Origin of the sequence: Aeromicrobium sp. UC242_57, from assembly GCF_044452305.1 — a bacterium.
GTDB lineage: Bacteria > Actinomycetota > Actinomycetes > Propionibacteriales > Nocardioidaceae > Aeromicrobium.
On sequence record NZ_JBIOAM010000003.1, the window covers coordinates 232,593 to 254,024 of the forward strand.

A 21,432-nucleotide genomic window follows, 5' to 3' on the forward strand; every position below is an offset into this window, starting at 1 on the left:
TGGGACCGGCGCGCAGGTGCCGGTCCCACTCACTCACTTTTTTCTTCCGAAACCCGCCATCTGGCGACATCGAGGACAAACTATGACCATCATCTGGACCGGCATTGCGCTCGGCTCCCTCTATGCCATCGCGGCGGTACTGTACAACATCACTGTTGCCACCTCAGGCATCTTCAACTTCGCGGCCGCCCAGTACATCATGGTCGGCGTGTTCGTCGCCTTCGTGGTCCAGGGAGAGCTCAATCTCCCGACCATCCTTGCCGTTCCCATCGGCGCGGCGATAGGTGCATTGATCGGTTGGCTGACCGAGCTCGCGTCGATCCGCCCGCTTCAAGACAAGACCGGCTGGGCGCCGCTGGTGACGACCGTTGGCGCCAGCGTCATCATCGAAGGCGTCATCTACGCGATCTGGGGATCTGATCCCCGCAGCGTCAAGTCGATGCTTCCGTCGGACTCCTTCTCCATCTTCGGTGGCCGATTGCAGGTGACAGACCTGGCGATCATCATCGCCGCAGTGGTGCTGTGCCTCGTGGCGCACCTGGTTCACTCCCGCACACGCTTCGGCCTGATGGGCCGCGCGATGACGAACGCGCCCGACACGGCGGCTATTCGCGGTATCAACACCAAAAGACTCGTGACCAGCTCATTCGTGCTGGCTGGTGCACTCGGTGGCGCAGCCGGCGTCTTGATCGCACCGAAGACGGGTGCTGTCTTCAGCCTGGGCGCGACCCTGGTGGTGTTCGCCTTCGCCGCACTGACAGTCGGCGGCTTCGGCAGCTACATCGGCTGCTTGGTCGGCGGCCTTGCCGTCGGTCTGATCCAGGCTCATACCGAGCGCTACATCGGTAGCTCTTACCCACTGCTGATCATCTTCGGCACCCTCCTGGTCGTGCTCCTGATCCGACCCACGGGTCTGTTCGGAGATCGACGGATTCGATTGGTGTGACTCCATGACTCTCTTCTTGCACAAATTCTTGGGGCGCAAGGATCTATGGATCCTGCCGCTCGGCATCTTTGTGATCCTTCTGCTGCTGCCCGCGCTCGGTTATCAGAGCGGGTTCCTGCGCCAGATGATCCTCATCGCGATCTACACGCTGATCGTGGCAGGTCTCAACCTGAGCTTCGGATTCGCCGGTGAAGTGGTCCTGGGACAAGTGGCGATCTTGGCGTTCGGTGCTTATGCGGCGGCGATCTTGTCCAACCACGGCGTCACTGACCTGTCGATCGCCATGGGTGTGGCGCTGATCGTGGCGGCCTTGGTCGGTCTCATCACCGGATTGCCCGGTCTGCGGCTCAGCCACATGGCCTTGGGACTGATCACGTTCTTCCTGGTGCTTCTGATCCCGCCGCTGGCTCTGGCTTTCGAGGGCGAGACCGGCGGCTACACCGGGATCTTCGGTCTGCTGAACCCCACGTTCTTCGGGGTGCCGATCGACACCGACGGCGCCCTGTTTGTGGTCAGCGCCCTGTGCGCCGGAGTCTGGCTGATCATCTTCCGCAACCCGGTGCTCTCCCGGTACGGTCTCGCGCTTCGACTTCTGAAGGAGAACCCGCTTCTGGCGTCGTCGCTGGGACAGTCTGTACGCAGTCTTCGACTCAGCGCGTACGTCATCGGCAGCCTGCCGGCAGGTCTCGCGGGTGTTCTGTTCGCCTACGCCACGGCCTACGTGGCTCCGGCATCGTTCACGCTGCAGTTGACGATCGCGGTTCTGGCAGCTTCGGTGGTCGGTGGCGCCCAGAGCGTCTACGGCGCCGCTATTGGTTCTGCGCTCCTGGTGCTTGGACCGCTGAATGCCGACTCGTTCGAGAAGTACTCGCTCATCGTGTACGGCGCCTTCTTGGTGCTGGTCGGAACGGTGTTCGCGACCGGCTTGGCGGGCGTCGCTCGGAGCGGTCTCGACCGGCTCAAGCGTTCCCTCGTGCGCAAGCTGGGCGATCGCGTTCCGTCAAGGAGCAGCATTGTCGGCGACGAAGCAACTCTCGATCTCACGATTCCGGGAGAGTCCTTGAAAGTCGTCGGCGCCACGCGGTCGTTCGGTGAGGTCAAGGCGATCGCGGGCGTCGACTTCACGGCTGAGCCTGGCAAGATCACTGCGCTCATCGGAGCCAACGGCGCTGGCAAGACAACATTGCTGAACGCCATCTCCGGAGCCATCACGCTTGACGAAGGGACAGTGCAGCCTCGGTGGCGATGACGTCACCAAGCTTACCTGCGGCCAAGCGGGCGCGTGCCGGTGTGGGCCGCACGTTCCAGACCCCGATGATTCCGACGGCCATGAGTGTCGAAGAGGTCGCGGCTTCTGGTGCCCTGATCAATGGCGGCCTCAAGGCGTTGCCGGCCGTGCTGCGACTCCCGAGCTTTCGCCGTCAGCGTCGCGAGGACGCCATGGTTGCGCGGGACGCTCTCGGCGTCGTGGGACTGCTCGACAAGTCGGATGGCTCAGCCGCGAAGCTGCCGCTCAGTACTCGACGTCTGCTTGAGGTCGTACGTGCCGTGGCAGGCAAGCCCAAGGTGCTGCTGTTCGACGAGCCGGCCGCCGGAATGGACGACGACGCGATCGACGAGCTGCGCGCGCTCCTGGTTCAGTTGCGAGACGCTGGAGCGACCATCGTGCTGATCGAGCACAACATCTCGTTTGTTCTCGGCGTGGCCGACGATGTGCACGTCATGGAGCTCGGTCGAATGATCGCCAGCGGCACACCCGACGAGATCCGTGCCGACGAGAACGTGATTGCGAGCTACCTCGGCACCACATCGACCCACTCATCGACGACGGCAATGGCAGGTGGACAAGATGTCTGATGACACGACGCAGGAGGTGGCGCTGGAGGTCAAGGAGGTCCGGCTGGGCTACGGCGACCTGACCGCGGTCTGGAACGTCGACCTTCAAGCCCAGGCCGGGCGAACCATGGCTCTGTTGGGTCGTAACGGCGCAGGCAAGACAACACTGCTGTCCGGCATCGCGGGGTTGCTTCCTGCCAAGGCTGGAACAGTTCAGCTTCACGGACGCGACATCACGTCGATGGCGCCTTGGCACCGCGTCGAGCACGGCCTGGGACTGGTGCAGGAGGGCAAGCGAATCTTCCGCAACCTCACGGTTGCCGAGAACATCGCCGTGTCGGTGCCGCGCACGGTGGCGCGGTCCAAGCGGGCGGAGGCCATCGAACGCACCTGGGACCGATTCCCAGTGCTCGCGGAGCGTCAGGCCCAGCGCGGAGGCGAGCTCAGCGGTGGTCAGCAGCAGATGCTCAGCATTGCCAGTGCGATCGTGGGCAACCCCTCGGTACTGCTGGTTGACGAGCCGTCGTCGGGTCTTTCGCCCCTGGCGGTCGCCCAGGTGTTCGAGGTCATCGACGATCTCAAACGTGAGGGGCTGGCCATCTTGCTGGTCGAGCAGAACGTCGAAGAGGTGCTGTCAGGCTTCGCGGATGACGTGGCGGTGATCGATCAGGGTCGGATCGTCATGCGAGGCGAGGCCGGGACGATCTCGGTCAAGGCGATCAGCGACATCATGTTCGGCGTCGAGGCAACTGCGATCGTCACGTAGTCAAGCACCAGATGAGTCTGTCAGGCGCGTTCATCGCGCCCGGCAGGCTCATCTGTCGTGTGCGTGAACATGGCGCAGACGCCCTGCGGACTCCGGTGGTTAGGGACGAACTGCCGCCACGGCCTCCATGAGTCGATGGGCAATGACCGCGATCTGCTTAGGTGACAGCGCAGTGGGGAAAATTGATCAGTGAAAGAGCCAGATCGACCTCGTGGTCACGGCCAAACAACGGGACGCCGATCCAGTCGACGTCATGCTCACGTCCGTCGTCGTAGTCGGTGACCAGGTACGTCGAGGACTCGCTGCGGATCTGTCGAAGCAAGGCCTCGACCACCTCCTGCGGCTTGCTGAAGTCTCCGTCGGCGGCGAGCTCGACCAGAGCGGTGTCGAGCTGTGTCTTGGCCTCGAGGCGTTCTGCAACTGCGAGCCATGTGCTCGGATCTGTTCGAGCGCGCTGAGATGCAGTGTCGTCTCGATGGGGTCCGAGGTGGCTTTGGCGATCCACTCCTGGATGCGGGACCTGTCGCTCCAGGCAACGGAACAACGAACCGATCGGGGGTTCCACGGGAAGACCGCGCTGACCCTCACGAAATGAGGTCCGGACCCGCGAGGGGGTTCCCGCTGCCGACAGCACGACGATGGAGTCGCCGATGGCCGCGCTGGCCGTGCAGTGGGCGTCGAACTCCTCTGCCAGCTGCAGCATCGCAGGACGCAATGCCTCGACGAGATCGACACGATCGCCCAGCGCTGCGCGCCCAAGCGGGACAAGCATGGGGCCGAGCGCGACGCGCCTGTCGCGAGGATCCCGGGTCAGGTACCCCGCATCCAGCAGAGTTCCGACGATCGCGTGGAGCGTGGCTTTGCTGATGTTGAGCCCACGGCCCATCTCGGTCAGCGAGTAGCCCTTGTCGTCGCGGCCCAGGAAGTTGAGTACCTCGATCACTCGCCGCGTTGGATTTGATGGTTGTGCCACAGGTCCACGATAGGCCAGGCGCCGTTGATCGGACCGGGACCTCTTTGTAGGGTGCGACTGTGAATCGCTTCTGTGCCCGGTTGATGCTGGGAGCGCTGTCGTGACGGCGTCAGCTGGTGGCCGTGGGGGTTCTCGGGTCAGCAAGGTCGACTATGTCCTGGCGCGTCTGAGGGGCGAGATCGAGCGGGGCGAGATCGGCGCGGGGGTGCCGGTGAGGCAGCTCGAGATCGCCGCCCGCTACGGGTGAGCGCAACCCCTGTGCGAGAGGCGCTTCGCCTGTTGGCGGCCGAGGGAGCGCTGGCGTATGCCCAGGATCGCGGAGTCACAGTGGCCGACATGTCGGCTGAATCGGTCAGCGATCTGTACCGTCTCAGATCGGTCTGTGAAGCGCTGGCCGTCGAGCTTGCGGTCGAGCGAATGGGACCTGAACAGCTCGAGGCCATTCGAGTGGCGCACGATCGGCTCGCCTCCACCGGGGGGAGTCGGCGACCGTGAACGCCTGTCGGACCTGAATCGGGCGTTTCATTTTTCGATCTACGCGGCTGGGTCGGATCTCATCATGCGTCAGGTCAGCCAGATCTGGTCTGTCTTGCCGGCACGCCACACCATCTGGCAACGCCACGAGAACGCTCAGGTGCTGATGGCCGAGCACGCTGGAATCCTGGCTGCGATCGAGAGCGGTGATGCTGGAGTGGCCGGTCGGCTGATGGCCGATCACGTTCTGACGGCTGGCCGGCTGCGCAGCGGCTTCGACGAGCCTCAGGGAATGCTGGATCCGCCGTCCACCGGGAGCATTGCGCCGGTGACGTACCGGGCTTCGGGAGACGACAGCCACAGAACGGCTTCGGTCACATCGACCGGATCGACCCAGGGAATGCCCATCGGGCTCATGCTGCTGGCAGCTTCTGCAAAGATCTCGCGGCTTGTGTCGGGCGCTTGAGGAAAGTACATGCCCTTCACCTGGGGGTTCTGGAGCATCTCGGCGTCGACGTTGCCGGGCAGCACGACATTGGCCGAACGCCATGGGGACCGAGCTCTCGAGCCAGGGTCTTCACGAGCCCGAGCAGTCCGTGCTTGGATGCTACGTAGTCACCGATATTGGCCGAGCCCTTGACGCCAGCACCGGAGGACGTGACCACCACCGAGCGGTGCCCCTCTCGTTTCAGCACCTCCGGGATCGTCGCCTTGAGCGTCTTCCACACGCCGATCAGGTTCGTTTCGATGACGTTGTGGAAGACGTCTTCGTCGATCTCCCACAGCGGACCTGCGCCACCGAGCACCGCAGCGTTCGCCACGACGATGTCTATCCCGCCGAACGCCTCGACACCGGTTGCGGTCGCCGATCGGATCTGGTCGAAGTCTCGGACGTCGGCCTTCGTGGTCACGATCAGGCCGCCCGCGGCACGCACCAGGCGTTCGGGTCTCGAGCAGGTCCTCGGGCGTACCCAGTCCGTAGCTGACAGTGGCTGATCGCGGCACAGATCGATGCCAATGATGGACGCGCCCTCCTTCGCGAACGCGACCGCGTGGGAGCGCCCTTGTCCCCGGGCGACCCCCGAGATGAACACGACCTTGCCGTCGAACCTGACCATGAGACTCTCCTGATGATGGGTGCTGACCGAGGGGCGTCGATCACAGGGTCAATCAAAAATAGTAATATTAATACCCCATTTATGGAACTTAGTTGAGGCCTTCAAGATTTGCAAGAAGGGTGAGCGGCTGTGGCGGGTGTCGCGTGATCGGGCGTTGACGAGACGGACATCACTCTCTAAAGTGTTCGAATAATCGACAAATGATTTAATAGTTCGAACCATATATCCGCGTATCAGCAATAAGGAGCAGGCAATGGCCGGCATTGACGCAAAACTCGAGAACAAGGTCGCGGTCGTGGTCGGTACGGGCCCGGCGATCGGTCGCGCGTGTGTCGTGGGTCTGGCCCAAGCGGGCGCGCGGGTCATCTGTCTCGACGTCGACCGTGACGCTGCTGAAGCGTCGGCTGGTTCTGCTCGTGAGCTGGGTGTAGAGGCCGAGGGTCACCAGGTCGACGTGCTGGATCGCTCCGCCGTCCGATCTGTCGTGTCCAAGATCGTCGAAGCGCATGGCGCGATCGATGTGCTGGTCAACGTCGTCGGCACCTCCAAGTGGTCGCTGGCTGGAGAGACTTCCGACGAGGAATGGGATCTGGTGTTCGACCTGAACCTGCGGCAGCAGTGGGTCGTCGTGCAGGAAGTGCTCCCGCACATCCCGTCGACCGGCGGCTCCATCGTGGCGATCGCTTCCATGAGCGGTTTGTCGGCTTCGACGCGCCACGGCGCCTACGGTGCAGCCAAGGCGGGTCTGATCAGCCTTGTCAAGACGCTTGCGGTCGAGTACGGCCCCAAGGGTATTCGGGTCAATGCCGTCGCTCCGGGAACGATCGACACGCCAGCGCGGTCGAGTGACACGGCACTGGCGGCGAAGGTGCCGCTTGGTCGCCGCGGATGCCCCGAGGACATCGGTCTGGCCGCCACCTTCCTGGCATCCGGCGCCGCCGACTACATCACGGGTCAGGTTCTCGTGGTCGATGGCGGTGTGACGGTGAAGCACACGCTGATGGACCTGGACGAGTAGGCTTCGACGGAGATGGCATTAAATAGTTGGATGATTGCGTGATATAAAGGGATCGAGGACTCGACGTGCAGTCCTCCATGAAGCGTGTCGCTGAAGGGATGCCACTCACACGATGACCTCCGACGACCTGATCAGCGACATTCGATCTGAAACGCGACAGCGCGCACTCAAGACCCTTCGCCCCGCTCGCAGCAGGAGTGGACCGGGAGCAGGAGTTCTCCCACGCCATGTGGGACGAGCTGCAGGCCATGGGCATCTTCGGACTCAGTTTTCCCGAGGAGCACGGGGGCGTCGGTGCGTCGACATCGGCCTACATCGCGGCGCTGGAGGAGATTGCTTACGCCAGCGGTGTGGCGGCGCTCTATCCCGGCACGACAGTTCAAGTGGCCCGAAGCGCTGCTGCGCCACGGCAGCGACGGAGCTGTTGCGCGCTGGGCTGGACCCCTGATCGCGGGCGAGCATCCCGCGGCATGGGCCTTCACGGAGCCACAAACGGGTTCGGATCCTAAGCAGCTCAAGACGGTCGCCCGCCGTGATGCAGGCGGTTGGCGGATCAACGGGCAGAGCTGTTCATCTCCTACGCCGCCCAGTCTCCGGTCGCCCTGGTGTTCGCCAAGACAGAGAGCGACTCGGTCGCAGCATTCCTGGTGGAGACCGACCAGCCCGGATGGAGTGTCGGGCCGCACGCGCAGGTCATGTCGTTCGGCGGGACCGGTGCGAGCCCGATCTTCCTCGATGATGTCTACGTGCCGCAGAGTCATCTGGTCGGTGCCGAAGATGGCGGTTTCAAGGTCATGCTCGACGGCGAAGCGGTCGGCAAGATCCGGGTCTCGGCGATCAATGTCGGCCTCGCGCAACGCGCGCTCGACGAAGCTGCTACCTACGCAGTGACCCGCATGCATCGTGACGCCCCGATCGGCGACAAGTTCAGCTTCGATCCAGTCTTTGCTGGCCGACATGCAAGCCTCCGTGTTCGCCGCACGTGCGCTCTTGACCGAGACCGCCGCCGCAGTGGATCGCGGCGAGGACATCAGTGCCAGGGCGGCGGCGTTGAGGATCGTCAGCGGTCGTGCGAGTCGCGAGACGACAAGTGCTGCCCTTCAGATCTGCGGTGCGTATGGCCTGACGCACGAGATGCCACTGGAGCGGCTCTATCGAGAGGCGAAGTTCTACGAGGTGGCACAGGGCTCGGTGGAGCTGCAACGAGTCATCGTCGGAAAGAGCGTGCTGCGCGCAGTGCGGCGTCCGTGAAAGACCCTTTCTCACCCCACGGCTGTCGGTCCGTCGCCCGGATCTGACGACAAACGAACAGAAGGATGTGCGACATGGAGAATCTTCTTGACCTGACCGACCGGGTGGTCGTCGTCACGGGTGGCAACTCCGGACTTGGCTTGGGGATGGTGGACGGCCTGCTGACGGCCGGCGCCACGGTAGAGGTCTGGGGCACCAACCCTGACAAGAACGAGCAGGCTGCGAGCTCGCTGTCGCAGTTCGCGTCGCGTCTGTCCTTCAAGGTCGTAGACGTCGGTGACGAGGGGAGTGTCGTCGACGCGATGAAGGCCGTGGCTGACAAGCACGGTCGTCTCGATGCCTGCTTCAACAACGCGGGAATCGTCAACGGGTTCAGCGCTCCGAGGTTTGTCGACTCCTCGCTCGAAGAGTTCCGGCGCATCACGCGCGTCAACCTCGATGGCCACTATGTGGTGATGCGAGAAGCTTGCCCGTCACATGATCGAGTTCGGCAACGGCGGAAGTCTGGTCGGTACAGCCAGCCTGGCGGTGAACTTCGGTGCACCCCGCGAGGAGTCCTACGCCGCGTCGAAGGCGGGGGTGCAGGCAATCATGCAGTCGCTCGCGGTCGAGCTCGGAAAGTACGGCATCCGCGCGAACACGCTTTTGCCCGGATGGACGATGTCGGTGCTGACCGAGGCGTGGACCCAAGAGTCGCACGCCAACGAGAAGATCTTCCCGCGGATCCCGCTCCGCCGGTGGGGCCAGCCCGCCGACTGGGCAGGCATCGCCGTCTACCTCGCCTCCGATGCGTCGAGCTTCCACTCAGGTGACAACTTCACGCTCGACGGCGGTTACAGCCGCTTCTGATCCACCCACCACCACAAGAGGTTGATGTTGATGTCTGATCCCCAGGTCTTGTGCGAGATCACCGACGGGGTGGCGCTGGTCACTCTGAACCGGCCGAAGGCGCGCAACGCGATCAATAGTGTTCTAGCCGGCGAGCTCCTGAACCTGTTGCAGAAGATCGAGGCTGATGACGCCGTACGGATCGTCGTCCTGACCGGTGCGGGTCAGGCGTTCAGCGGTGGAGTCGACCTGAAGGAGTTTGCAGAGACCAAGGCGGCGCCGGTGGGTGCTTCTGAGGCGATCCTGGCGGTGGGCGAAGCTGACGAAGCCTGCCCTCGGGGCCATCAACGGCCCCGCGATGACTGGTGCTCTCGAAATGGTGCTGGGTCTAGACTTCTTGATCGCTTCGGATCGCGCGGTCTTCGCCGACACCCATGCCTCTGTCGGCATCCTTCCTGGCGGAGGCATGTCTGCGCGTCGCCCCGCGCGGTGGGGTTTCGGCAGGCTTTCGAGCTGTCCGCTACCGGTCGGCACGTCACGGCTGAGGAGGCTCAGCGGCTCGGACTGGTCAACCGCGTAGTGCCGCACGCCGGCTGCTCGGCGTGGCCCTGAGCACCGCGCGTGCGATGGCCGACAAGGACCCAGCTGTCTCTGCGTGCACTGAAAGATCTGTATCGCGGTAGCGCGGCCGGCACCCTGGCTCAGGCCATCGCTGGTGAGATCTCGGCGAGAGACGCGCGACGGGCCTCAGGCAACGCTCTCCTGCCGCACTGAGCCAGATCACCCCAGCCAGATCACCTCGCCTGAGGGTTGTCAGGTCGCCGTGGCACCGGAGAAGTCCAGGACGATGCGACCTCGGGTGCCACCGGCAGCCAGCATCATGTGCGCCGCGCCCGCATCAGAGGGATCGAGGACAGTGGCAACCCGCATCGTCAGCTGTCCAGCAGCGGCCGCCTCTGCCAGCTGCCCAGGCTTTGCCGCGTCGCGATAGTAGTCGGTCATCTGCACAACATCGATGTGGATGCCGCGCTGACTGGGGACCGGGGGGTTGGAACGCACGACCGCAATGGCGCCCCCATCCGTGACAGCGGGAAGTGCAGCCTCGCCGTATACCCCGCCGTCGACCAGGCCGTCGAGGCCTTCGGGCAGCGGCCCGAACCGCCGCCGGCCACGTCGCGCCCCGCGGCAGCACGATGTCGGCGCCGAACGAGGCCACCGTCTTGTGATCGGCGTCCGAGGCATCTGCGATGACGGTGAGGCCTCGGTGCTTGGCCAGCTCGATCACAAATCCGCCCACGGCCCCGGCAGCCCCAGTGACGCCGATCGTCGCGACACCATGCTTCTGCAGGAGGTCGAGCGCTCGTACAGCAGTGAGCCCGTTCATCCCGATCGTGCTGGCTTCGGCGAAGGTCGCCTCGGCCGGCGCCATCGCCAGCGCATCGTCGGGCGCGATGACGTAGTCGGCGTAGGCGCCTTGCCGCGACCCGCTTGGCATGGCGACTCCGAAGACCCTGGTGCCAGGCGCCCACCGCGAGTCAGGCCCGGTCTCGTCAACCACGCCGGCGAAGTCCATTCCCAGCACCCAAGGTGGTGGATGGCCCACGTTGCTGGCGTATCCCAAACCTGCGCGAAAGATCGTGTCCGTCGGATTGACGGTCGCGGCATGCACTCGTACTCGGGCTTGCCGCGGCCCAGGGGTGGGCCTGGGCAAGTCAACGAGATGCAGGACCTCGGGTCCGCCGAAGTGCGTGATCGCTACTGACCTCATGGTCTGCTGCTCGCCGCCGTATGTCATGGTGTCTCGTCGCTCTCAGAGTGCGTTGCTGGGCGAGAGCAAGCTGGTCGCAGCAGTCGTGATGCGCTGTTCGGCTTCTGCAATGATCCGGGGGACGAGGTCGGCGACATGAGGGATGTCGTGGATCAGCCCCTGCACCATGCCCACGGTCCAGATGCCTGCATCGAGATTGCCCTCTTCGTAGACCAGACGCCCGCGGCTGCCGGCAACCAAGTCGCGCACGTCCGGGAACTGGCCGCCCTGGTCGAGGATGTCGACCACGGAGGTGCTGACGCTGTTGCGGGCTACGCGGGACGTGTTGCGCAGCGGACGAAAGATGAGGTCGGTGTCGCGTTCGGTGGCCGCGACGATCGCCTCCTTGACGTTGTGATGGATCGGCGACTCGACGGTGCACATGAAGCGGGAGCCCATGTTGGCTCCTTGCGCCCCCAACATCAAGGCCGCCGCGAGCCCGCGCCCATCGGCGATGCCGCCTGACGCAATGACGGGGATGGTCAAGGCCGCAGTGGTGGCCGGGACAAGCACCAGGTTGGGGATATCGTCCTCGCCAGGGTGACCTGCACATTCGAACCCGTCGATGCTGACGGCGTCGACCCCAACGGCTTCTGCCTTCAGAGCGTGTCGAACGCTGGTGCACTTGTGCAGCACCTTGATGCCTGCATCGTGCAGGGCAGGCAGGTGGGGTTCGGGGTTGGACCGGCAGTCTCCAGCACCGTGACCCCGGAGTCGATGACGACTTGGATGTACTCCTCGTAGGGGGGCGGGTTGATGGTCGGCAGGATCGTCAGGTTGACGCCGAAGGGCCGGTCGGTCATGTCTTGGCAGCGGCGGATCTCCTCACGCAGTGCTGCCGGGCTGGGCTGGGTGAGGGCGGTGAGGATGCCGAGCGCCCCGGCATTGGAGACGGCAGAGGCGAGCTCGGCGCGGCCGACCCATTGCATGCCGCCTTGGACGATGGGGTGGTCGATGCCCAGGGCTGGGTGAAGCTGTTTGAGAACACATTTCCTCCGGCAGGATGGTGGTGAGGGGTCAGGATCCGGTGAACACGGGGCGCCGCTTCTCGAGGAAGGCTGAGCGAGCCTCGGCGGCGTCGTGGGTGGCGTTCGCGAGAATCTGGGTGCGGTTCTCCAGGGCGAGTGCGATCTCGAGGCTCGGAGAATCGGTCGTCTGGCGATAGACCTGCTTGGTCATCTTGACGCCGAACGGGCTCAGTGCAGCGATCCGTGCGGCCGTCTCGAGCGCGTCGGCCATCGCATCGTCAGTCACGGAGGTCACCAGCCCGATGCGCAGTGCCTCGGCGGACTCGACGGGCCGGTTGGTCAGCATGAGCTCGGCTGCGCGGCCCTGCCCCACGAGCCGCGGCAGGAATAGCTGATGCCACACTCGCCTGCGGACAGACCGATGTTGGGCGCTCCGATGAGGAAGCGCGCCGTCGGAGATGCCACCCGGATGTCAGCCGCGAGGGCGATCGCCAATCCGGCGCCGGCGGCCGGGCCGTTGACGGCCGCGATGACCGGCACGGGACTGTGGTGGATGGCCAGAGCCATGCCGGCGAACGTCTCCTGCAGCAACAGCCCATCGGCATTGCTGCGGCCGACCTGCCGTTCCTGGGCGCCAGCGATGTCGACGCCTGCACAGAATCCGCGGCCTTCGCCCGTCACCACGACAGCGCGATGATGAGGCTCGGTCGTCATCGCAGCGGCGATTGCCCGGACCATGTCGGGCGTCAGCGCGTTGAGACGGTCGGGGCGTCGAAGTGTCACGACGCGGACGGCTTCGTGGTCTTCGACGGACAAGTCGAGTGAATCCATGGTTGCTCTCCTTGGAGGACTAGTCGTGCAGTCCGGCTGGAGTGCCGGAAGCATCGAGACGGTCGTGGATCCTCGCAGGTGCCGGCTCCCAGGCGCCCGTCGCCAAAGGTCCATCGAGTCGGAGACTTGACGATGCGTAGGTGTGCGGGGTCGCCGTTCTCATCCTTCGAGAGGTGGCGCAGCGGTAGCCACTGCGATGGCGTGCCCTCAGCCTCCCAGACGCGGTCGCCCGACTGGATCCTCAGATGAGTCTTGAGCAGCTGGTAGGGGGCCGTGGACGAGTAGGTGTTGGTCGACTCGAAGTCGTCGACGACGTAGAACTTGCCGCGCTCCCACACGTGCCCGCTGCGGGTCTGCTTGGTCGGACCGACTGCACGTACGAGCATGAATCCCAGCTCGTCGTCATCGGTCGTGGCGATAAACCACCGCAGGTAGATCTTGGCCAACCAGTTGCGCGGGCCCCAGGAGTGATCCTTGCCGCCGCGTCCGTCGATCTCGAAGCTCTCGGTCGCCGACGGTGACGGTGCCCGTGACCCAGCACAGATGCTGATAGTGCCAGTCGGCCTGGCCGGGCAAGAAGATCTTGTCGATGTGCTCCTGGTCTGAGCCCATGACGGCTTCCAGGCCGCGAGATGCGACTCGCAAGCTGACGCTTGCATCGGCGCGGGGGGCGGTGCCGAAGGCGGTCTTGGGATCGGCGGTGCTGCCACGGATCGTCCAGCAGCAGGACGGGTCCCTCGTACATGACGGTCGTGTGCACATAGGGGTCACCGATGGCCCAGGTCTGGCCGCCGCTGAGAGTCAGTTGCCATCGATCGGTGCGCGCTCGTAGTAGAACGCCACGCGACCGTCCGGGAGGTAGATACAGGCCGACATCTCCGCGTGCTTCTCGTTGGGGCGCATACCGATGCGGAACCAGCCACCTACGCCACTGTGCGGATCTTCGAAGTCGATGTACCGGCTCTCGTTCCAGGTCGGCTCGGGACCGACTACATGCATGTAGTCGTCCATCACGGTAAGCGTCCGTTCGGACATTGAGCCTCCTACAGACAGCTTTTTTAAGTTAAACTATTTAGCGGATAGGAAATACTATGACACGACGCAATATTCCTGGCAAGGATCGAGATGCTTCGCTGGCCGCATGGCTCGTGGATGATCTGGCCATGGTCGGACCACTGTCAACCCAGCAGGTGACCGGCGGGCTGTCGAACATCACCACGGTCGTGACAGGCGCCGACGGCCGTCGTGTCGTGCTGCGTCGACCACCCGAGGGCGTGCTGAGGGGCGGAGCGCACGACGTGCTCAGGGAGGCCCGGATACTACAGGCGCTGGCTGAGAGCAGTGTCCCGGTTCCCACCGTGATCGCCCTGTCGAGTGGCGACCAGGTGGGGGTTCCGTTCTACGTCATGGAACACATCGACGGCTTCGTCCCGGCCTCGACGGCTGAGGCTGAGGCGTAGCTTCCCGAGCATCGAAGGCGGTTGGGCCTGGAGCTGATCCAGGCGCTCGTGGCGGTGCAGGCGGTCGACGTGGGCGCGGTCGGCCTGGGCGACATGAACCGAGCAACGCCGTACCTGCAGCGTCAGCTCAAGCGCTGGAGCGCGCAGTGGGAGGCGACCACGGGCCGAGCTGTTCCTGCCGTCGAGCACGTCCGCGATCGGCTGCGAACGATCCTGCCGCAGCTTGACAAAGAGCCAGACTGCTTGGTGCACGGTGACTTCAGGCTCGGTAACGTGATGGTCCCGCACCCGCCCGCAGAGCCGCATGTCGCGGCACTCCTGGACTGGGAGCTTGCGACAACGGGGTCATCCGCTGGCTGACCTTGGCTTCCTGGGTGCGCGCATCGACAAGCCCCGAGGAAGTTCTGGCGGGTGAGGCTGATCCGTCCAGCGCCGAGGGGTATCCCACGTTCGACGAGCTCACGCAGCACTTCGCGCGAGCCGAGGTGTGGACGTGGCGGACCTGCCTGTCTTCGTCGCCCTCAGTGCCTGGCGCTGGGCGATCATCGTCGAGGGTATTCAGCAGAGACTGTCTGCTGGCCACATGCATGCCGGGCGCGACGTCGCGACCGACGTATCGGCTGAGGCGGCGTGGCACCGCCGACGCGTGGAGCTGCTGGCAGACTTCGCGGCCGATCTGCTCGATTGATCCGAGGCCCGCGGCGTCAGTGCCCCATGCCCAGGCCGCCGTCAACCTGGATGACCGATCCGGTCATGACGCGGGCATGCTCGTGCAGCAAGGAGACGACGACGTGGGCCAGCTCTTCTGGCCGACCCAATCGACCGAGTGGGATCAAGCCGGCGATCCGGCGCTGTGCCTCTTCGGGCATGGAGGTGGTCATGTCGGTTGCGTAGGCTCCGGGAACGACGCAGTTGACCGTGATGCCCTTGCGGGCGCCAGCCATCGCGAGAACGAGTCAGCCCGATCGTTCCTCCCTTGGACGCTCCGTAGACGGACTGGACGGGATTGCCGCTCGTCGCGGTGACTGATCCGACGTTGACGATGCGACCGAATGACTGCTCGACCATCCCGGCCCACACGGCCTGGGTGAGAAAGAACGCAGACTTGAGATTGGCATCGAGCACCGCGTCCAATCGTTCTCGACAACGTCGAGAACCTTTGACTCGTGCAGGATCCCTGCGTTGTTGACCAGGTGGGCCACTGGTCCGTGGGACTCGACGATCTCGTTCACCACGTCGGTGCAGGCCGTCGCGGTGCTGAGGTCAGCGCGATGTACAGACACGTTGAGCCCATCTGACTTCGCCTGGCGCGCGAAGTCGCGGGCGGTGTCTTCGTCGCCGCGGAAGATGGCGGCGACGTGGCCACCGTCGGCAGCGAATCGTCGGGTGATGGCTGCCCCGAGGCCCTTTGTACCGCCGCTGACAATTGCGGTCCTGGTCGTCGAGGTCATCAGCACCCTTTCCACTGGGGAGTTCGCTTCTCGGCAAAGGCACGAGGCCCTTCGGCCGCGTCGTGCGACGATGCGATGTTCTCGAAATGCCGCTGGTTGTGCTCCCACGCCTCGGTCTCGGGAAGGCGCGGGGCGTCGATGATCATGGCCTTGCTGGCGCTGACTGACAGGGGGGCATGACGCGCTATTGCAGCGCCAGACGCACTGCCGCGGGCACGACCTCGTGCGCCGCCACGACCTCGTTGACCAGACCCAGCTCAGTGCCTGGTCGGCGCCGATGGGCTGGCCGGTCAAGGCCATCGACATGGCGCGACGTGGCCCGACGAGTTGAGGCAGTCGGATCAGCCCGCCTCCGCTCGCGATCGTGCCACGAGCCACTTCTGGCAGGGCGAACCGTGCATCTGTGCTGCACACGCTCAGATCGCAGCCAAGGACAAGCTCGAGGCCTCCGCCATAGGCCAGGCCGTTGACGGCCGCGATCGTCGGCACGGTGGGCAGCTTTCCACGATCTGAAACACGAGCCTGGCCGAGGGGTGGCCCGCGGCACTGCGCTCAGCCATCTCGACCAGGTCGCCCCCAGCGCAGAACGCTCGCGCTCCGGTACCCGTCAGGACCACGGCGCGAACGGACGGGGTGCGCTGAACGTCCTCGAACGCCGCGACGGCAGCTCAGTGACCTCGGACGTCACGGCGTTCAACGCTTGAGGGCGATTGATCCGCAGAACCCGGACGGGCCCCTCGTCGTGGACGACGAGAACGCGGTCTGCCTGGGTGGTGTCAGCTGCCACGGACATAGTCCGCTGGCAGCGGTGCCGGGTCGCTGATGGTGGCGGGATCCCAGGGATCGAATGACGGAGCGCGCTTCTCCAGGAAGCTGGTGATGCCCTCCTTGAAGTCGGGGTGGTCACGCAGGACGTCGTACCAGTAGCGGATGGCCAAGGTGCGCGCGTCCTCGTGGCTGCTGTCGAGAGCCTGGTACACCTGACGCTTCATGACGCCCATCGCAACGGGGGATGAATTGGCTGCGACCGAGCGCGCGTACTCCATGGTCTTCTCGAGGAGCCCTCGGGTGCGAAGACCCGATCGACAAGTCCTAGGTCGAGCGCTTCATCCGACAGCACGACGCGGCCTGAGAGCAGCAGATCCAATGCCGCCGACGTGCCGATCTGGCGAGGCAGCGACCAGGCCAGACCATGTTCGGCCATGATCCCGCGTTGGGCGAACGAGGTGGTCATCTTGGCACGGCTCGAGAGGAACCGCATGTCGCAGTTCATGGCGGCCACAAAGCCGATGCCAGCGCATGCGCCGTTGATCGCAGCGATGATCGGCTTGGGGATGGTGTGGGGGAGGGTCATCGGTTGGCGCAGGTGGGGGTACGTGGGGCTACCGCCGGTGGTCTGGCTCGCCAACGTGCTGGAGTCCATGCCGGGACAGAAGCCTCTGCCGCTGCCAGTCACCACGATGACCCGGACGGCGGGATCCTCGGCGCATGCCTCGAGCGCGCTGTAGTACGCCCGCTCCATCGGAACCGACCAGGCGTTGTTTCGCTCAGGGTTGTTCCAGGTGACGACGGCGACGCCATCGCTGACCTCGGTCAGGACGAGATCTGTCGGTGTGGAGGTGGCGGTCATGAGGCTCCGTTTCGCGAACAGGTGGGGTAGGCGCGACGCCAGCTGGGATGAGCGTGGGACGTCACTATCGATGTTCTAGTTTAATTGGTTAGATGATTGATGTCTAGAGGTAGAAGGAGGCGGAAATGCGACAACGGCGAGCACGGTCGCCAGGACCGGGCTCGCCGTTGACGGCAGACATGGCTCAGGTTGCAGGTGCCAGCGCCTTGATGTCGGCGATGATAGGCGACCACATCTGGGCGTCGTGCTTGTAGGGCGCATAGAACTGCAGTCGGTCCGTCGGCTTGCCGTAGCGCTCAATCAGCGCGGCACCGACGGCATCGGGTTCAGCGACGATCGCGAATGCGTTCAAGACGTCGTCGTCGATGATGTCACCCATCTTCGACCAGCGATCGGGATCATCTGTGCGCGACATCGCGTGCAGGTCGTCGCCCAGGGCGCCCCAGCCGTGCAGCGAAGCACCTTGCGGTAGGTCGGGGTGCTGCCGTAGAACGCGATCTGGTCGCGGACGCCCTTGATAGCAGCGGTCATCGACTCTTCGTCCGGGCCGGTCGCCGTCAACGGGAGGCCGTAGATCTCGAAGTCGTCCATCGAGCGTCCCGACTTCTCCTGACCGCGCTGGATGGCCGGGAGCGTGACCTCACGGACGTACTTCTCGGTGGTGAAGCCATGCAGGAAGATGCCATCGCACACGTCGCCCGCGACTTCGCACATGACCTCGCCGACCGCCGCGATCACGATCTTGGGAATAGGTGTCGACAAGGGGCCGGGCGAGAAGAACGGGGTCATCAGGGTGTGCTGGTAGAGACTCACCCTGGAACGAGAGCGGGACGTCGTTCTGCCAGGTATCCCAGATCGCGCGAATGGCCGAGACCATCTCGCGCATGCGTGCTGCTGGCTTGCCCCACGGCATCGAGAAACGACGCTCGATGTGAGGCTTGACCTGGCTGCCCAGCCCCAGCATGAAGCGACCTTCGGTGTATCGCTGCAAGTCCCACGCAGTGTGCGCGAGCGTCATGGGTGAACGGGCGAAGGCGACCGCGATCGACGTGCCCAGCTCGAGCTGACTGGTGTGCTCACCGGCCAGTGCGATCGGCAGGAATGGGTCGTGCTTGGACTCGGAGGTCCACAGTCCCGAGTAGCCAGCCTCCTCGTGCTGTACTGCCGTATTGATGATCTGTGATGTCGATTCGATCTTGCAGCTTTTCCATCTACGCGCATATCAGTAGCCTCCTACGATGGTCGTGGCATAAAAAAGGGTGGTTGTCAAACTGCACGGGGTGATCGACAACCTCAGCCGCGGGACTCACGAGGCAGGCCCAGCGTCGTCTCGGCGAGAATGTTGCGCTGGATCTCCGACGTGCCCGCGTAGATCGTGCCGGAGATCGCGATCAGCCACGACCCGCCCCACGATGCAGTCGAGTTGGGAGCACCAGGATCATCGGTGCGGAAGTGGCGTAGTTGCGGACGTCCTTCGGGGACGTCGATCGATGATCCAAGGATCCTTGTCGCGAAGATCGGTGACGGTGCGGTGATGCTCGCTCCAGTAGAAGCTTGGACACCGAGGCCTCGGTGCCGGACGGCTCGCCCTTCAGCCATCCTGTGAGGATTCGCAGACCGAGATATCGCATGATCTCAGCCTTGGTGTAGGCACGCGCCACTTCGTCGCGCACCAGCTCGTCGTCCCCGAGCCCACGTTCGTGGACCAGGCCGATGAGCCGATCAACCTCAGCACGGAACATGATCGGGTTCGTTGCGGCCTCGTCCCCCCGCTCGAGACCGAGCAAGGCCATAGCGGCCTTCCAGCCTTGGTCGACACCCAGGACGATATTCTCCGTGGCGGTCCGGGCGCCGGTGAAGAACACCTCGTTGAACGAAGACCCGCCCGTGATCATCCGAATCGGCCGGACCTCGATGCCCTCCTGATCGAGTGGGACCAGCAGCATGCTGATGCCCTTGTGTCGCGACTCGGTGGGGTCTGGTGCGAGCCAGGACGAAGATCCAGTTCGCCTTGGTTGCCTCGGACGTCCACACCTTCTGGCCGTCGATGACCCACTCGTCGCCCTCAAGGCGCGCCTTGGTCGTCAGGCTGGCCAAGTCGGAGCCAGCTCCCGGTTCAGAGAATCCCTGGCACCAGCGATCTTCGCCGCTGACGATGCGAGGCAGGAAGTGCGCCTTCTGCTCCGGGGTTCCGAGCTTCAGCAGCAGGTTGCCGATCATCTTGATGCTGAAGTTGTCATTGGCGCCATTGGCCGGAACTCCGGCCTTGGCGAACTCCTCAACCATGACCACCTGCTGCAGCTTGGTGAGTCCTGCACCGCCGAATTCTTGCGGCCAGGCCGGAACAAGATAGCCCGTCGAGGCGAGCACTGAGCGCCACCGCTCGGTGAACCCCTTGGCTTCGTCGGTGGCGAGCGAGCCCAGTCCAGCCCAGTCTGACGGCAGGTGCTCGGCCAGGAAGGCGCGGATCTGCTCGCGGAACTGCTCGGCCTCGGGCGAGAACTCAGGATTCACGAGGTGCTCCTTCGAACACAGGGGGGCGACGAGCGACAAAGGCGGCGAAGCCCTCCCGTCCATCCTGGGAGGCAAAGAGATCTGAGGCGACTCGTCGTTCCTCCACTATGCCCTCGTGGACAGGCAGGTGGCTCGTGGTCAGCAGCAGCTGCTTCGCGGCACCGGCGACCTGACGGGAGCCGTTGGAGAGTGTCGTGGCCAAGGCGCCAGCCTCGTCGAGAAGGGTCTCGTCATCGGCGAGGCGATTGACGAGACCGACTGCATGGGCGCGCTCGCCGGAAATGGGCGTCCCGAGCATCAGCAAGCTCCAAGGCGATGCCGGTCGGCACCAGCCGAGGAAGGCGTTGAGTCCCGCCAGCGCCTGGGAGAACACCCAACAGGGCCTCAGGTAGTCCGAGCTTGGCACCCGGCGTGGCGACACGCAGATCGCACGCCATCGACAGCTCGAGGCCCCCGCCCAGAGCAACACCGTGGATAGCGGCCACCACTGGCAACGGGCTGTGAGCGATGACGTCGAGGGCATCGGTGAATCCGTGGACGAAGGACTCGAAGTCTGAGCGTTGCGTGAAGCCGCTGATCTCCTCGATGTCGGCACCGGCGGAGAATCCGCGGCCTGTGCCGTGCACCACTACTGCACGGATGGCTTCGTCCTGTTCGAGTTCCCGGATCGCTGAGGCGACGGCGGTGTACGTCCCGGTGCCGATCGCGTTGAAGCGGTCGGGGCCGTCCAATGCGATCCAGCCGACCGAGCCATCGCGTCTGGTCGTGACCTGGGTGCCCTGGGAGGCTGGTGCTTGTTCGTTCATGGTGCTCATGCCATCGTGAGGCCGCCGCTGACGGACAGTGTCTGACCCGTCACGAACGCGGCGCCGTCGCCAGCAAAGAACACCACGGCAGGCGCGACGTCGTCGGGGGTGCCGATTCGTTTCATCGGGACAGCCTTGGCCATGGCGTCGTACACGTTCTGACTCAGCTCGGCGACCTGGTCGAGGAGAGCGGTGTCGGTCGGGCCCGGGCAGACAGTGTTGACCGTGACGCCCTTGGTGGCGACCTCGCGTGCGAGCGCCTTGCCGAACGCGATGACCGCGCCCTTGGTGCCTGAGTACACCACCTCGCCGGAGGATCCGACCCGACCGGCATCGGGAAGCTGATGTTGATGATCCTGCCGCTGCGCCGCTCGATCATGCTGTCGAGCACGGCACGCGTCACGATGACGGTGCCGAGATAGTTGACGTTGACGATGGCTCGCCAGGTGTCTTCCTTCGAGTCGACGAACCTCTCGATCTTGTCGATGCCGGCATTGTTGACGAGGATGTCTACTGGACCCAGGTCGGACTCGATGGTCGACAAGGCTGCCGTCACCGCCTTGCTGTCCGAGATGTCCATTGCGTAGCCGCGGTGTGATGCACCGAGCGACGCCGCGACGTCTTTGGCAGCGGACTCGTTCAAGTCGCAGGCAGCCACGGTAGCGCCGGCGGCGGCAAGCTGGCGGGAGATCGCCCCCCCGATTCCGCCCGCTGCGCCGGTGACCAGCGCGATACGTCCGGTGAGGTCTGTCATG

Annotated in this window: 35 protein-coding genes and 9 pseudogenes; 16 read left to right on the plus strand and 28 right to left on the minus strand. The window is 64.5% G+C overall.

Annotated features, from left to right (window positions below):
* Positions 1-16 precede the first annotated feature (16 nt).
* The 4 genes from ACHMWU_RS10825 to ACHMWU_RS10840 are packed head-to-tail and all read left to right on the plus strand — an operon-like array spanning position 17 to position 3,548.
* Entirely contained in the window at positions 17-946 is a 930-nt protein-coding gene (locus tag ACHMWU_RS10825) for a branched-chain amino acid ABC transporter permease (protein WP_396043602.1), read from the plus strand.
* 4 nt (positions 947-950) lie between these two features.
* Positions 951-2,195: an ATP-binding cassette domain-containing protein gene (locus ACHMWU_RS10830; RefSeq protein WP_396043604.1), complete on the plus strand. Its 1,245-nt coding sequence runs from the start codon at positions 951-953 to the stop codon at positions 2,193-2,195.
* Complete coding sequence (locus tag ACHMWU_RS10835) at positions 2,192-2,803, plus strand: hypothetical protein (protein ID WP_396043606.1); 612 nt, start codon at positions 2,192-2,194, stop codon at positions 2,801-2,803. Before ACHMWU_RS10830 ends, ACHMWU_RS10835 begins: the two co-directional genes overlap by 4 nt.
* Positions 2,796-3,548: an ABC transporter ATP-binding protein gene (locus ACHMWU_RS10840; protein ID WP_396043609.1), complete on the plus strand. Its 753-nt coding sequence runs from the start codon at positions 2,796-2,798 to the stop codon at positions 3,546-3,548. Before ACHMWU_RS10835 ends, ACHMWU_RS10840 begins: the two co-directional genes overlap by 8 nt.
* Before the next feature lie 157 nt (positions 3,549-3,705).
* Here the strand turns inward: ACHMWU_RS10840 and ACHMWU_RS10845 are convergent, their stop codons facing one another.
* On the minus strand, positions 3,706-4,491 hold the full coding sequence (locus tag ACHMWU_RS10845) for a helix-turn-helix domain-containing protein (protein ID WP_396043611.1): 786 nt from the start codon (positions 4,489-4,491) through the stop codon (positions 3,706-3,708).
* Between the two features lie 130 nt (positions 4,492-4,621).
* Between ACHMWU_RS10845 and ACHMWU_RS10850 the strand changes: the two genes are divergently transcribed.
* Together ACHMWU_RS10850 and ACHMWU_RS10855 are read left to right on the plus strand one after the other, a co-directional pair.
* Positions 4,622-4,768 carry a hypothetical protein gene (locus ACHMWU_RS10850; protein WP_396043613.1) on the plus strand — a complete coding sequence of 49 codons (147 nt, stop codon included), beginning with the start codon at positions 4,622-4,624 and terminating at the stop codon, positions 4,766-4,768.
* 57 nt (positions 4,769-4,825) lie between these two features.
* Positions 4,826-5,230: pseudogene (locus ACHMWU_RS10855) on the plus strand (FCD domain-containing protein); the annotation flags it as partial.
* A gap of 50 nt (positions 5,231-5,280) precedes the next feature.
* Here the strand turns inward: ACHMWU_RS10855 and ACHMWU_RS10860 are convergent.
* Both ACHMWU_RS10860 and ACHMWU_RS10865 read right to left on the minus strand, forming a co-directional pair.
* Positions 5,281-5,499 (minus strand): SDR family oxidoreductase, encoded by a 219-nt coding sequence (locus tag ACHMWU_RS10860; protein ID WP_396046648.1) that lies wholly within the window; start codon positions 5,497-5,499, stop codon positions 5,281-5,283.
* The gene (locus ACHMWU_RS10865; RefSeq protein WP_396043615.1) at positions 5,478-6,113 is read right to left on the minus strand and encodes an SDR family NAD(P)-dependent oxidoreductase; all 636 of its coding nucleotides are present in this window, start codon (positions 6,111-6,113) and stop codon (positions 5,478-5,480) included. The genes ACHMWU_RS10860 and ACHMWU_RS10865 overlap by 22 nt, the downstream gene beginning before the upstream one ends.
* A gap of 253 nt (positions 6,114-6,366) precedes the next feature.
* Between ACHMWU_RS10865 and ACHMWU_RS10870 the strand changes: the two genes are divergently transcribed.
* The 6 genes and pseudogenes from ACHMWU_RS10870 to ACHMWU_RS10895 all read left to right on the plus strand — a co-directional run.
* Entirely contained in the window at positions 6,367-7,131 is a 765-nt protein-coding gene (locus ACHMWU_RS10870) for an SDR family NAD(P)-dependent oxidoreductase (RefSeq protein ID WP_396043617.1), read from the plus strand.
* Between the two features lie 146 nt (positions 7,132-7,277).
* Entirely contained in the window at positions 7,278-7,640 is a 363-nt protein-coding gene (locus ACHMWU_RS10875) for an acyl-CoA dehydrogenase family protein (RefSeq protein WP_396046650.1), read from the plus strand.
* A gap of 394 nt (positions 7,641-8,034) precedes the next feature.
* Complete coding sequence (locus tag ACHMWU_RS10880; protein WP_396043619.1) at positions 8,035-8,382, plus strand: acyl-CoA dehydrogenase family protein; 348 nt, start codon at positions 8,035-8,037, stop codon at positions 8,380-8,382.
* A gap of 74 nt (positions 8,383-8,456) precedes the next feature.
* A pseudogene (locus ACHMWU_RS10885) lies at positions 8,457-8,843 on the plus strand (SDR family NAD(P)-dependent oxidoreductase); the annotation flags it as partial.
* Between the two features lie 10 nt (positions 8,844-8,853).
* Positions 8,854-9,231: pseudogene (locus tag ACHMWU_RS10890) on the plus strand (SDR family NAD(P)-dependent oxidoreductase); the annotation flags it as partial.
* A gap of 30 nt (positions 9,232-9,261) precedes the next feature.
* Positions 9,262-9,432: pseudogene (locus tag ACHMWU_RS10895) on the plus strand (enoyl-CoA hydratase/isomerase family protein); the annotation flags it as partial.
* Here the strand turns inward: ACHMWU_RS10895 and ACHMWU_RS10900 are convergent.
* Positions 9,355-9,642, minus strand: coding sequence for a hypothetical protein (locus ACHMWU_RS10900; protein ID WP_396046978.1), 288 nt, complete (start codon positions 9,640-9,642; stop codon positions 9,355-9,357). The pseudogene ACHMWU_RS10895 and the gene ACHMWU_RS10900 sit on opposite strands and share 78 nt — an antisense overlap.
* Here ACHMWU_RS10900 and ACHMWU_RS10905 point away from each other — a divergent pair.
* Positions 9,587-9,790 (plus strand): hypothetical protein, encoded by a 204-nt coding sequence (locus tag ACHMWU_RS10905; protein WP_396046652.1) that lies wholly within the window; start codon positions 9,587-9,589, stop codon positions 9,788-9,790. The two genes, ACHMWU_RS10900 and ACHMWU_RS10905, sit on opposite strands and share 56 nt — an antisense overlap.
* Positions 9,791-10,023: 233 nt before the next feature.
* Here ACHMWU_RS10905 and ACHMWU_RS10910 read toward each other — a convergent pair whose 3' ends face one another.
* From ACHMWU_RS10910 to ACHMWU_RS10940, 7 genes and pseudogenes are all read right to left on the minus strand, one after another.
* On the minus strand, positions 10,024-10,452 hold the full coding sequence (locus ACHMWU_RS10910) for a zinc-binding dehydrogenase (RefSeq protein WP_396043621.1): 429 nt from the start codon (positions 10,450-10,452) through the stop codon (positions 10,024-10,026).
* A 238-nt stretch (positions 10,453-10,690) separates the two neighbouring features.
* Positions 10,691-11,005: pseudogene (locus ACHMWU_RS10915) on the minus strand (alcohol dehydrogenase catalytic domain-containing protein); the annotation flags it as partial.
* Between the two features lie 15 nt (positions 11,006-11,020).
* Positions 11,021-11,653 (minus strand): NAD(P)H-dependent flavin oxidoreductase, encoded by a 633-nt coding sequence (locus ACHMWU_RS10920; protein WP_396043623.1) that lies wholly within the window; start codon positions 11,651-11,653, stop codon positions 11,021-11,023.
* Entirely contained in the window at positions 11,617-11,946 is a 330-nt protein-coding gene (locus ACHMWU_RS10925) for an NAD(P)H-dependent flavin oxidoreductase (protein WP_396043625.1), read from the minus strand. The genes ACHMWU_RS10920 and ACHMWU_RS10925 overlap by 37 nt, the downstream gene beginning before the upstream one ends.
* An 88-nt stretch (positions 11,947-12,034) precedes the next feature.
* Positions 12,035-12,358: an enoyl-CoA hydratase/isomerase family protein gene (locus tag ACHMWU_RS10930; protein WP_396043627.1), complete on the minus strand. Its 324-nt coding sequence runs from the start codon at positions 12,356-12,358 to the stop codon at positions 12,035-12,037.
* Entirely contained in the window at positions 12,325-12,768 is a 444-nt protein-coding gene (locus tag ACHMWU_RS10935) for an enoyl-CoA hydratase/isomerase family protein (protein ID WP_396043629.1), read from the minus strand. Before ACHMWU_RS10935 ends, ACHMWU_RS10930 begins: the two co-directional genes overlap by 34 nt.
* Positions 12,765-13,262: a hypothetical protein gene (locus tag ACHMWU_RS10940; RefSeq protein ID WP_396043631.1), complete on the minus strand. Its 498-nt coding sequence runs from the start codon at positions 13,260-13,262 to the stop codon at positions 12,765-12,767. The genes ACHMWU_RS10935 and ACHMWU_RS10940 overlap by 4 nt, the downstream gene beginning before the upstream one ends.
* A 28-nt stretch (positions 13,263-13,290) precedes the next feature.
* Here ACHMWU_RS10940 and ACHMWU_RS10945 point away from each other — a divergent pair, with 28 nt between their 5' ends.
* Entirely contained in the window at positions 13,291-13,422 is a 132-nt protein-coding gene (locus tag ACHMWU_RS10945; RefSeq protein ID WP_396043633.1) for a hypothetical protein, read from the plus strand.
* 195 nt (positions 13,423-13,617) lie between these two features.
* Here the strand turns inward: ACHMWU_RS10945 and ACHMWU_RS10950 are convergent, their stop codons facing one another.
* A complete protein-coding gene (locus ACHMWU_RS10950) occupies positions 13,618-13,815 on the minus strand; it encodes a hypothetical protein (protein ID WP_396043635.1) in 198 nt (65 codons plus the stop codon).
* A gap of 164 nt (positions 13,816-13,979) precedes the next feature.
* Between ACHMWU_RS10950 and ACHMWU_RS10955 the strand changes: the two are divergent.
* Positions 13,980-14,636: pseudogene (locus ACHMWU_RS10955) on the plus strand (phosphotransferase family protein).
* Between the two features lie 127 nt (positions 14,637-14,763).
* Positions 14,764-14,964 (plus strand): hypothetical protein, encoded by a 201-nt coding sequence (locus ACHMWU_RS10960; RefSeq protein WP_396043637.1) that lies wholly within the window; start codon positions 14,764-14,766, stop codon positions 14,962-14,964.
* Positions 14,965-14,980: 16 nt separating this feature from the next.
* On the opposite strand, the pseudogene ACHMWU_RS10965 reads toward ACHMWU_RS10960, so the two are convergent.
* The 16 genes and pseudogenes from ACHMWU_RS10965 to ACHMWU_RS11040 all read right to left on the minus strand — a co-directional run bounded on the left by ACHMWU_RS10965 (position 14,981) and on the right by ACHMWU_RS11040 (position 21,431).
* Positions 14,981-15,727, minus strand: a pseudogene (locus ACHMWU_RS10965) (SDR family NAD(P)-dependent oxidoreductase).
* Positions 15,727-15,873: a hypothetical protein gene (locus tag ACHMWU_RS10970; RefSeq protein WP_396046980.1), complete on the minus strand. Its 147-nt coding sequence runs from the start codon at positions 15,871-15,873 to the stop codon at positions 15,727-15,729. The pseudogene ACHMWU_RS10965 and the gene ACHMWU_RS10970 overlap by 1 nt, the downstream one beginning before the upstream one ends.
* A 166-nt stretch (positions 15,874-16,039) precedes the next feature.
* Positions 16,040-16,216 (minus strand): annotated as a pseudogene (locus ACHMWU_RS10975) (enoyl-CoA hydratase/isomerase family protein); the annotation flags it as partial.
* Entirely contained in the window at positions 16,144-16,338 is a 195-nt protein-coding gene (locus ACHMWU_RS10980; protein WP_396046654.1) for a hypothetical protein, read from the minus strand. The gene ACHMWU_RS10980 and the pseudogene ACHMWU_RS10975, both read right to left, overlap by 73 nt.
* Positions 16,335-16,514, minus strand: a complete 180-nt coding sequence (locus ACHMWU_RS10985) for a hypothetical protein (RefSeq protein ID WP_396043639.1) — start codon at positions 16,512-16,514, stop codon at positions 16,335-16,337. The genes ACHMWU_RS10980 and ACHMWU_RS10985 overlap by 4 nt, the downstream gene beginning before the upstream one ends.
* The gene (locus ACHMWU_RS10990; protein WP_396043641.1) at positions 16,504-16,719 is read right to left on the minus strand and encodes a hypothetical protein; all 216 of its coding nucleotides are present in this window, start codon (positions 16,717-16,719) and stop codon (positions 16,504-16,506) included. The genes ACHMWU_RS10985 and ACHMWU_RS10990 overlap by 11 nt, the downstream gene beginning before the upstream one ends.
* Entirely contained in the window at positions 16,716-17,357 is a 642-nt protein-coding gene (locus ACHMWU_RS10995; RefSeq protein ID WP_396043643.1) for an enoyl-CoA hydratase-related protein, read from the minus strand. Before ACHMWU_RS10995 ends, ACHMWU_RS10990 begins: the two co-directional genes overlap by 4 nt.
* A gap of 184 nt (positions 17,358-17,541) precedes the next feature.
* Complete coding sequence (locus ACHMWU_RS11000; protein WP_396043645.1) at positions 17,542-17,736, minus strand: hypothetical protein; 195 nt, start codon at positions 17,734-17,736, stop codon at positions 17,542-17,544.
* Positions 17,706-18,146 carry an LLM class flavin-dependent oxidoreductase gene (locus tag ACHMWU_RS11005; RefSeq protein ID WP_396043647.1) on the minus strand — a complete coding sequence of 147 codons (441 nt, stop codon included), beginning with the start codon at positions 18,144-18,146 and terminating at the stop codon, positions 17,706-17,708. Before ACHMWU_RS11005 ends, ACHMWU_RS11000 begins: the two co-directional genes overlap by 31 nt.
* 34 nt (positions 18,147-18,180) lie before the next feature.
* Positions 18,181-18,552: pseudogene (locus ACHMWU_RS11010) on the minus strand (LLM class flavin-dependent oxidoreductase); the annotation flags it as partial.
* A 196-nt stretch (positions 18,553-18,748) separates the two neighbouring features.
* Complete coding sequence (locus tag ACHMWU_RS11015; RefSeq protein ID WP_396043649.1) at positions 18,749-19,150, minus strand: acyl-CoA dehydrogenase family protein; 402 nt, start codon at positions 19,148-19,150, stop codon at positions 18,749-18,751.
* Complete coding sequence (locus tag ACHMWU_RS11020) at positions 19,086-19,871, minus strand: acyl-CoA dehydrogenase family protein (protein ID WP_396043651.1); 786 nt, start codon at positions 19,869-19,871, stop codon at positions 19,086-19,088. The genes ACHMWU_RS11015 and ACHMWU_RS11020 overlap by 65 nt, the downstream gene beginning before the upstream one ends.
* The gene (locus ACHMWU_RS11025; RefSeq protein ID WP_396043653.1) at positions 19,861-20,169 is read right to left on the minus strand and encodes an enoyl-CoA hydratase-related protein; all 309 of its coding nucleotides are present in this window, start codon (positions 20,167-20,169) and stop codon (positions 19,861-19,863) included. Before ACHMWU_RS11025 ends, ACHMWU_RS11020 begins: the two co-directional genes overlap by 11 nt.
* A complete protein-coding gene (locus tag ACHMWU_RS11030; protein ID WP_396043655.1) occupies positions 20,102-20,677 on the minus strand; it encodes an enoyl-CoA hydratase/isomerase family protein in 576 nt (191 codons plus the stop codon). Before ACHMWU_RS11030 ends, ACHMWU_RS11025 begins: the two co-directional genes overlap by 68 nt.
* Positions 20,678-20,682: 5 nt before the next feature.
* Positions 20,683-20,952 (minus strand): SDR family oxidoreductase, encoded by a 270-nt coding sequence (locus ACHMWU_RS11035; RefSeq protein WP_396046656.1) that lies wholly within the window; start codon positions 20,950-20,952, stop codon positions 20,683-20,685.
* Entirely contained in the window at positions 20,841-21,431 is a 591-nt protein-coding gene (locus tag ACHMWU_RS11040) for an SDR family oxidoreductase (RefSeq protein WP_396043657.1), read from the minus strand. Before ACHMWU_RS11040 ends, ACHMWU_RS11035 begins: the two co-directional genes overlap by 112 nt.
* Position 21,432 lies beyond the last annotated feature (1 nt).

Excerpts from the sequence above, each read along its gene's own strand:
- ACHMWU_RS10995 (WP_396043643.1), bottom strand. The coding sequence starts at position 17,357 with ATGACCGCCACCTCCACACCGACAGATCTCGTCCTGACCGAGGTCAGC.
- ACHMWU_RS10910 (WP_396043621.1), bottom strand. The coding sequence starts at position 10,452 with ATGCCTCGGACGCCGATCACAAGACGGTGGCCTCGTTCGGCGCCGACA.
- ACHMWU_RS10870 (WP_396043617.1), top strand. The coding sequence starts at position 6,367 with ATGGCCGGCATTGACGCAAAACTCGAGAACAAGGTCGCGGTCGTGGTC.
- ACHMWU_RS10840 (WP_396043609.1), top strand. The coding sequence starts at position 2,796 with ATGTCTGATGACACGACGCAGGAGGTGGCGCTGGAGGTCAAGGAGGTC.
- ACHMWU_RS11005 (WP_396043647.1), bottom strand. The coding sequence starts at position 18,146 with ATGACCCCGTTCTTCTCGCCCGGCCCCTTGTCGACACCTATTCCCAAG.
- ACHMWU_RS11040 (WP_396043657.1), bottom strand. The coding sequence starts at position 21,431 with ATGACAGACCTCACCGGACGTATCGCGCTGGTCACCGGCGCAGCGGGC.
- ACHMWU_RS11015 (WP_396043649.1), bottom strand. The coding sequence starts at position 19,150 with ATGGCCTTGCTCGGTCTCGAGCGGGGGGACGAGGCCGCAACGAACCCG.
- ACHMWU_RS10950 (WP_396043635.1), bottom strand. The coding sequence starts at position 13,815 with ATGCATGTAGTCGGTCCCGAGCCGACCTGGAACGAGAGCCGGTACATC.
- ACHMWU_RS11030 (WP_396043655.1), bottom strand. The coding sequence starts at position 20,677 with ATGAACGAACAAGCACCAGCCTCCCAGGGCACCCAGGTCACGACCAGA.
- ACHMWU_RS10970 (WP_396046980.1), bottom strand. The coding sequence starts at position 15,873 with ATGATCATCGACGCCCCGCGCCTTCCCGAGACCGAGGCGTGGGAGCAC.
- ACHMWU_RS10925 (WP_396043625.1), bottom strand. The coding sequence starts at position 11,946 with ATGCAATGGGTCGGCCGCGCCGAGCTCGCCTCTGCCGTCTCCAATGCC.
- ACHMWU_RS10865 (WP_396043615.1), bottom strand. The coding sequence starts at position 6,113 with ATGGTCAGGTTCGACGGCAAGGTCGTGTTCATCTCGGGGGTCGCCCGG.
- ACHMWU_RS10990 (WP_396043641.1), bottom strand. The coding sequence starts at position 16,719 with ATGAAGCGTCAGGTGTACCAGGCTCTCGACAGCAGCCACGAGGACGCG.
- ACHMWU_RS10830 (WP_396043604.1), top strand. The coding sequence starts at position 951 with ATGACTCTCTTCTTGCACAAATTCTTGGGGCGCAAGGATCTATGGATC.
- ACHMWU_RS11025 (WP_396043653.1), bottom strand. The coding sequence starts at position 20,169 with ATGCTCGGGACGCCCATTTCCGGCGAGCGCGCCCATGCAGTCGGTCTC.
- ACHMWU_RS10860 (WP_396046648.1), bottom strand. The coding sequence starts at position 5,499 with ATGCTCCAGAACCCCCAGGTGAAGGGCATGTACTTTCCTCAAGCGCCC.
- ACHMWU_RS11000 (WP_396043645.1), bottom strand. The coding sequence starts at position 17,736 with ATGGGTGACATCATCGACGACGACGTCTTGAACGCATTCGCGATCGTC.
- ACHMWU_RS10835 (WP_396043606.1), top strand. The coding sequence starts at position 2,192 with ATGACGTCACCAAGCTTACCTGCGGCCAAGCGGGCGCGTGCCGGTGTG.
- ACHMWU_RS10905 (WP_396046652.1), top strand. The coding sequence starts at position 9,587 with ATGGTGCTGGGTCTAGACTTCTTGATCGCTTCGGATCGCGCGGTCTTC.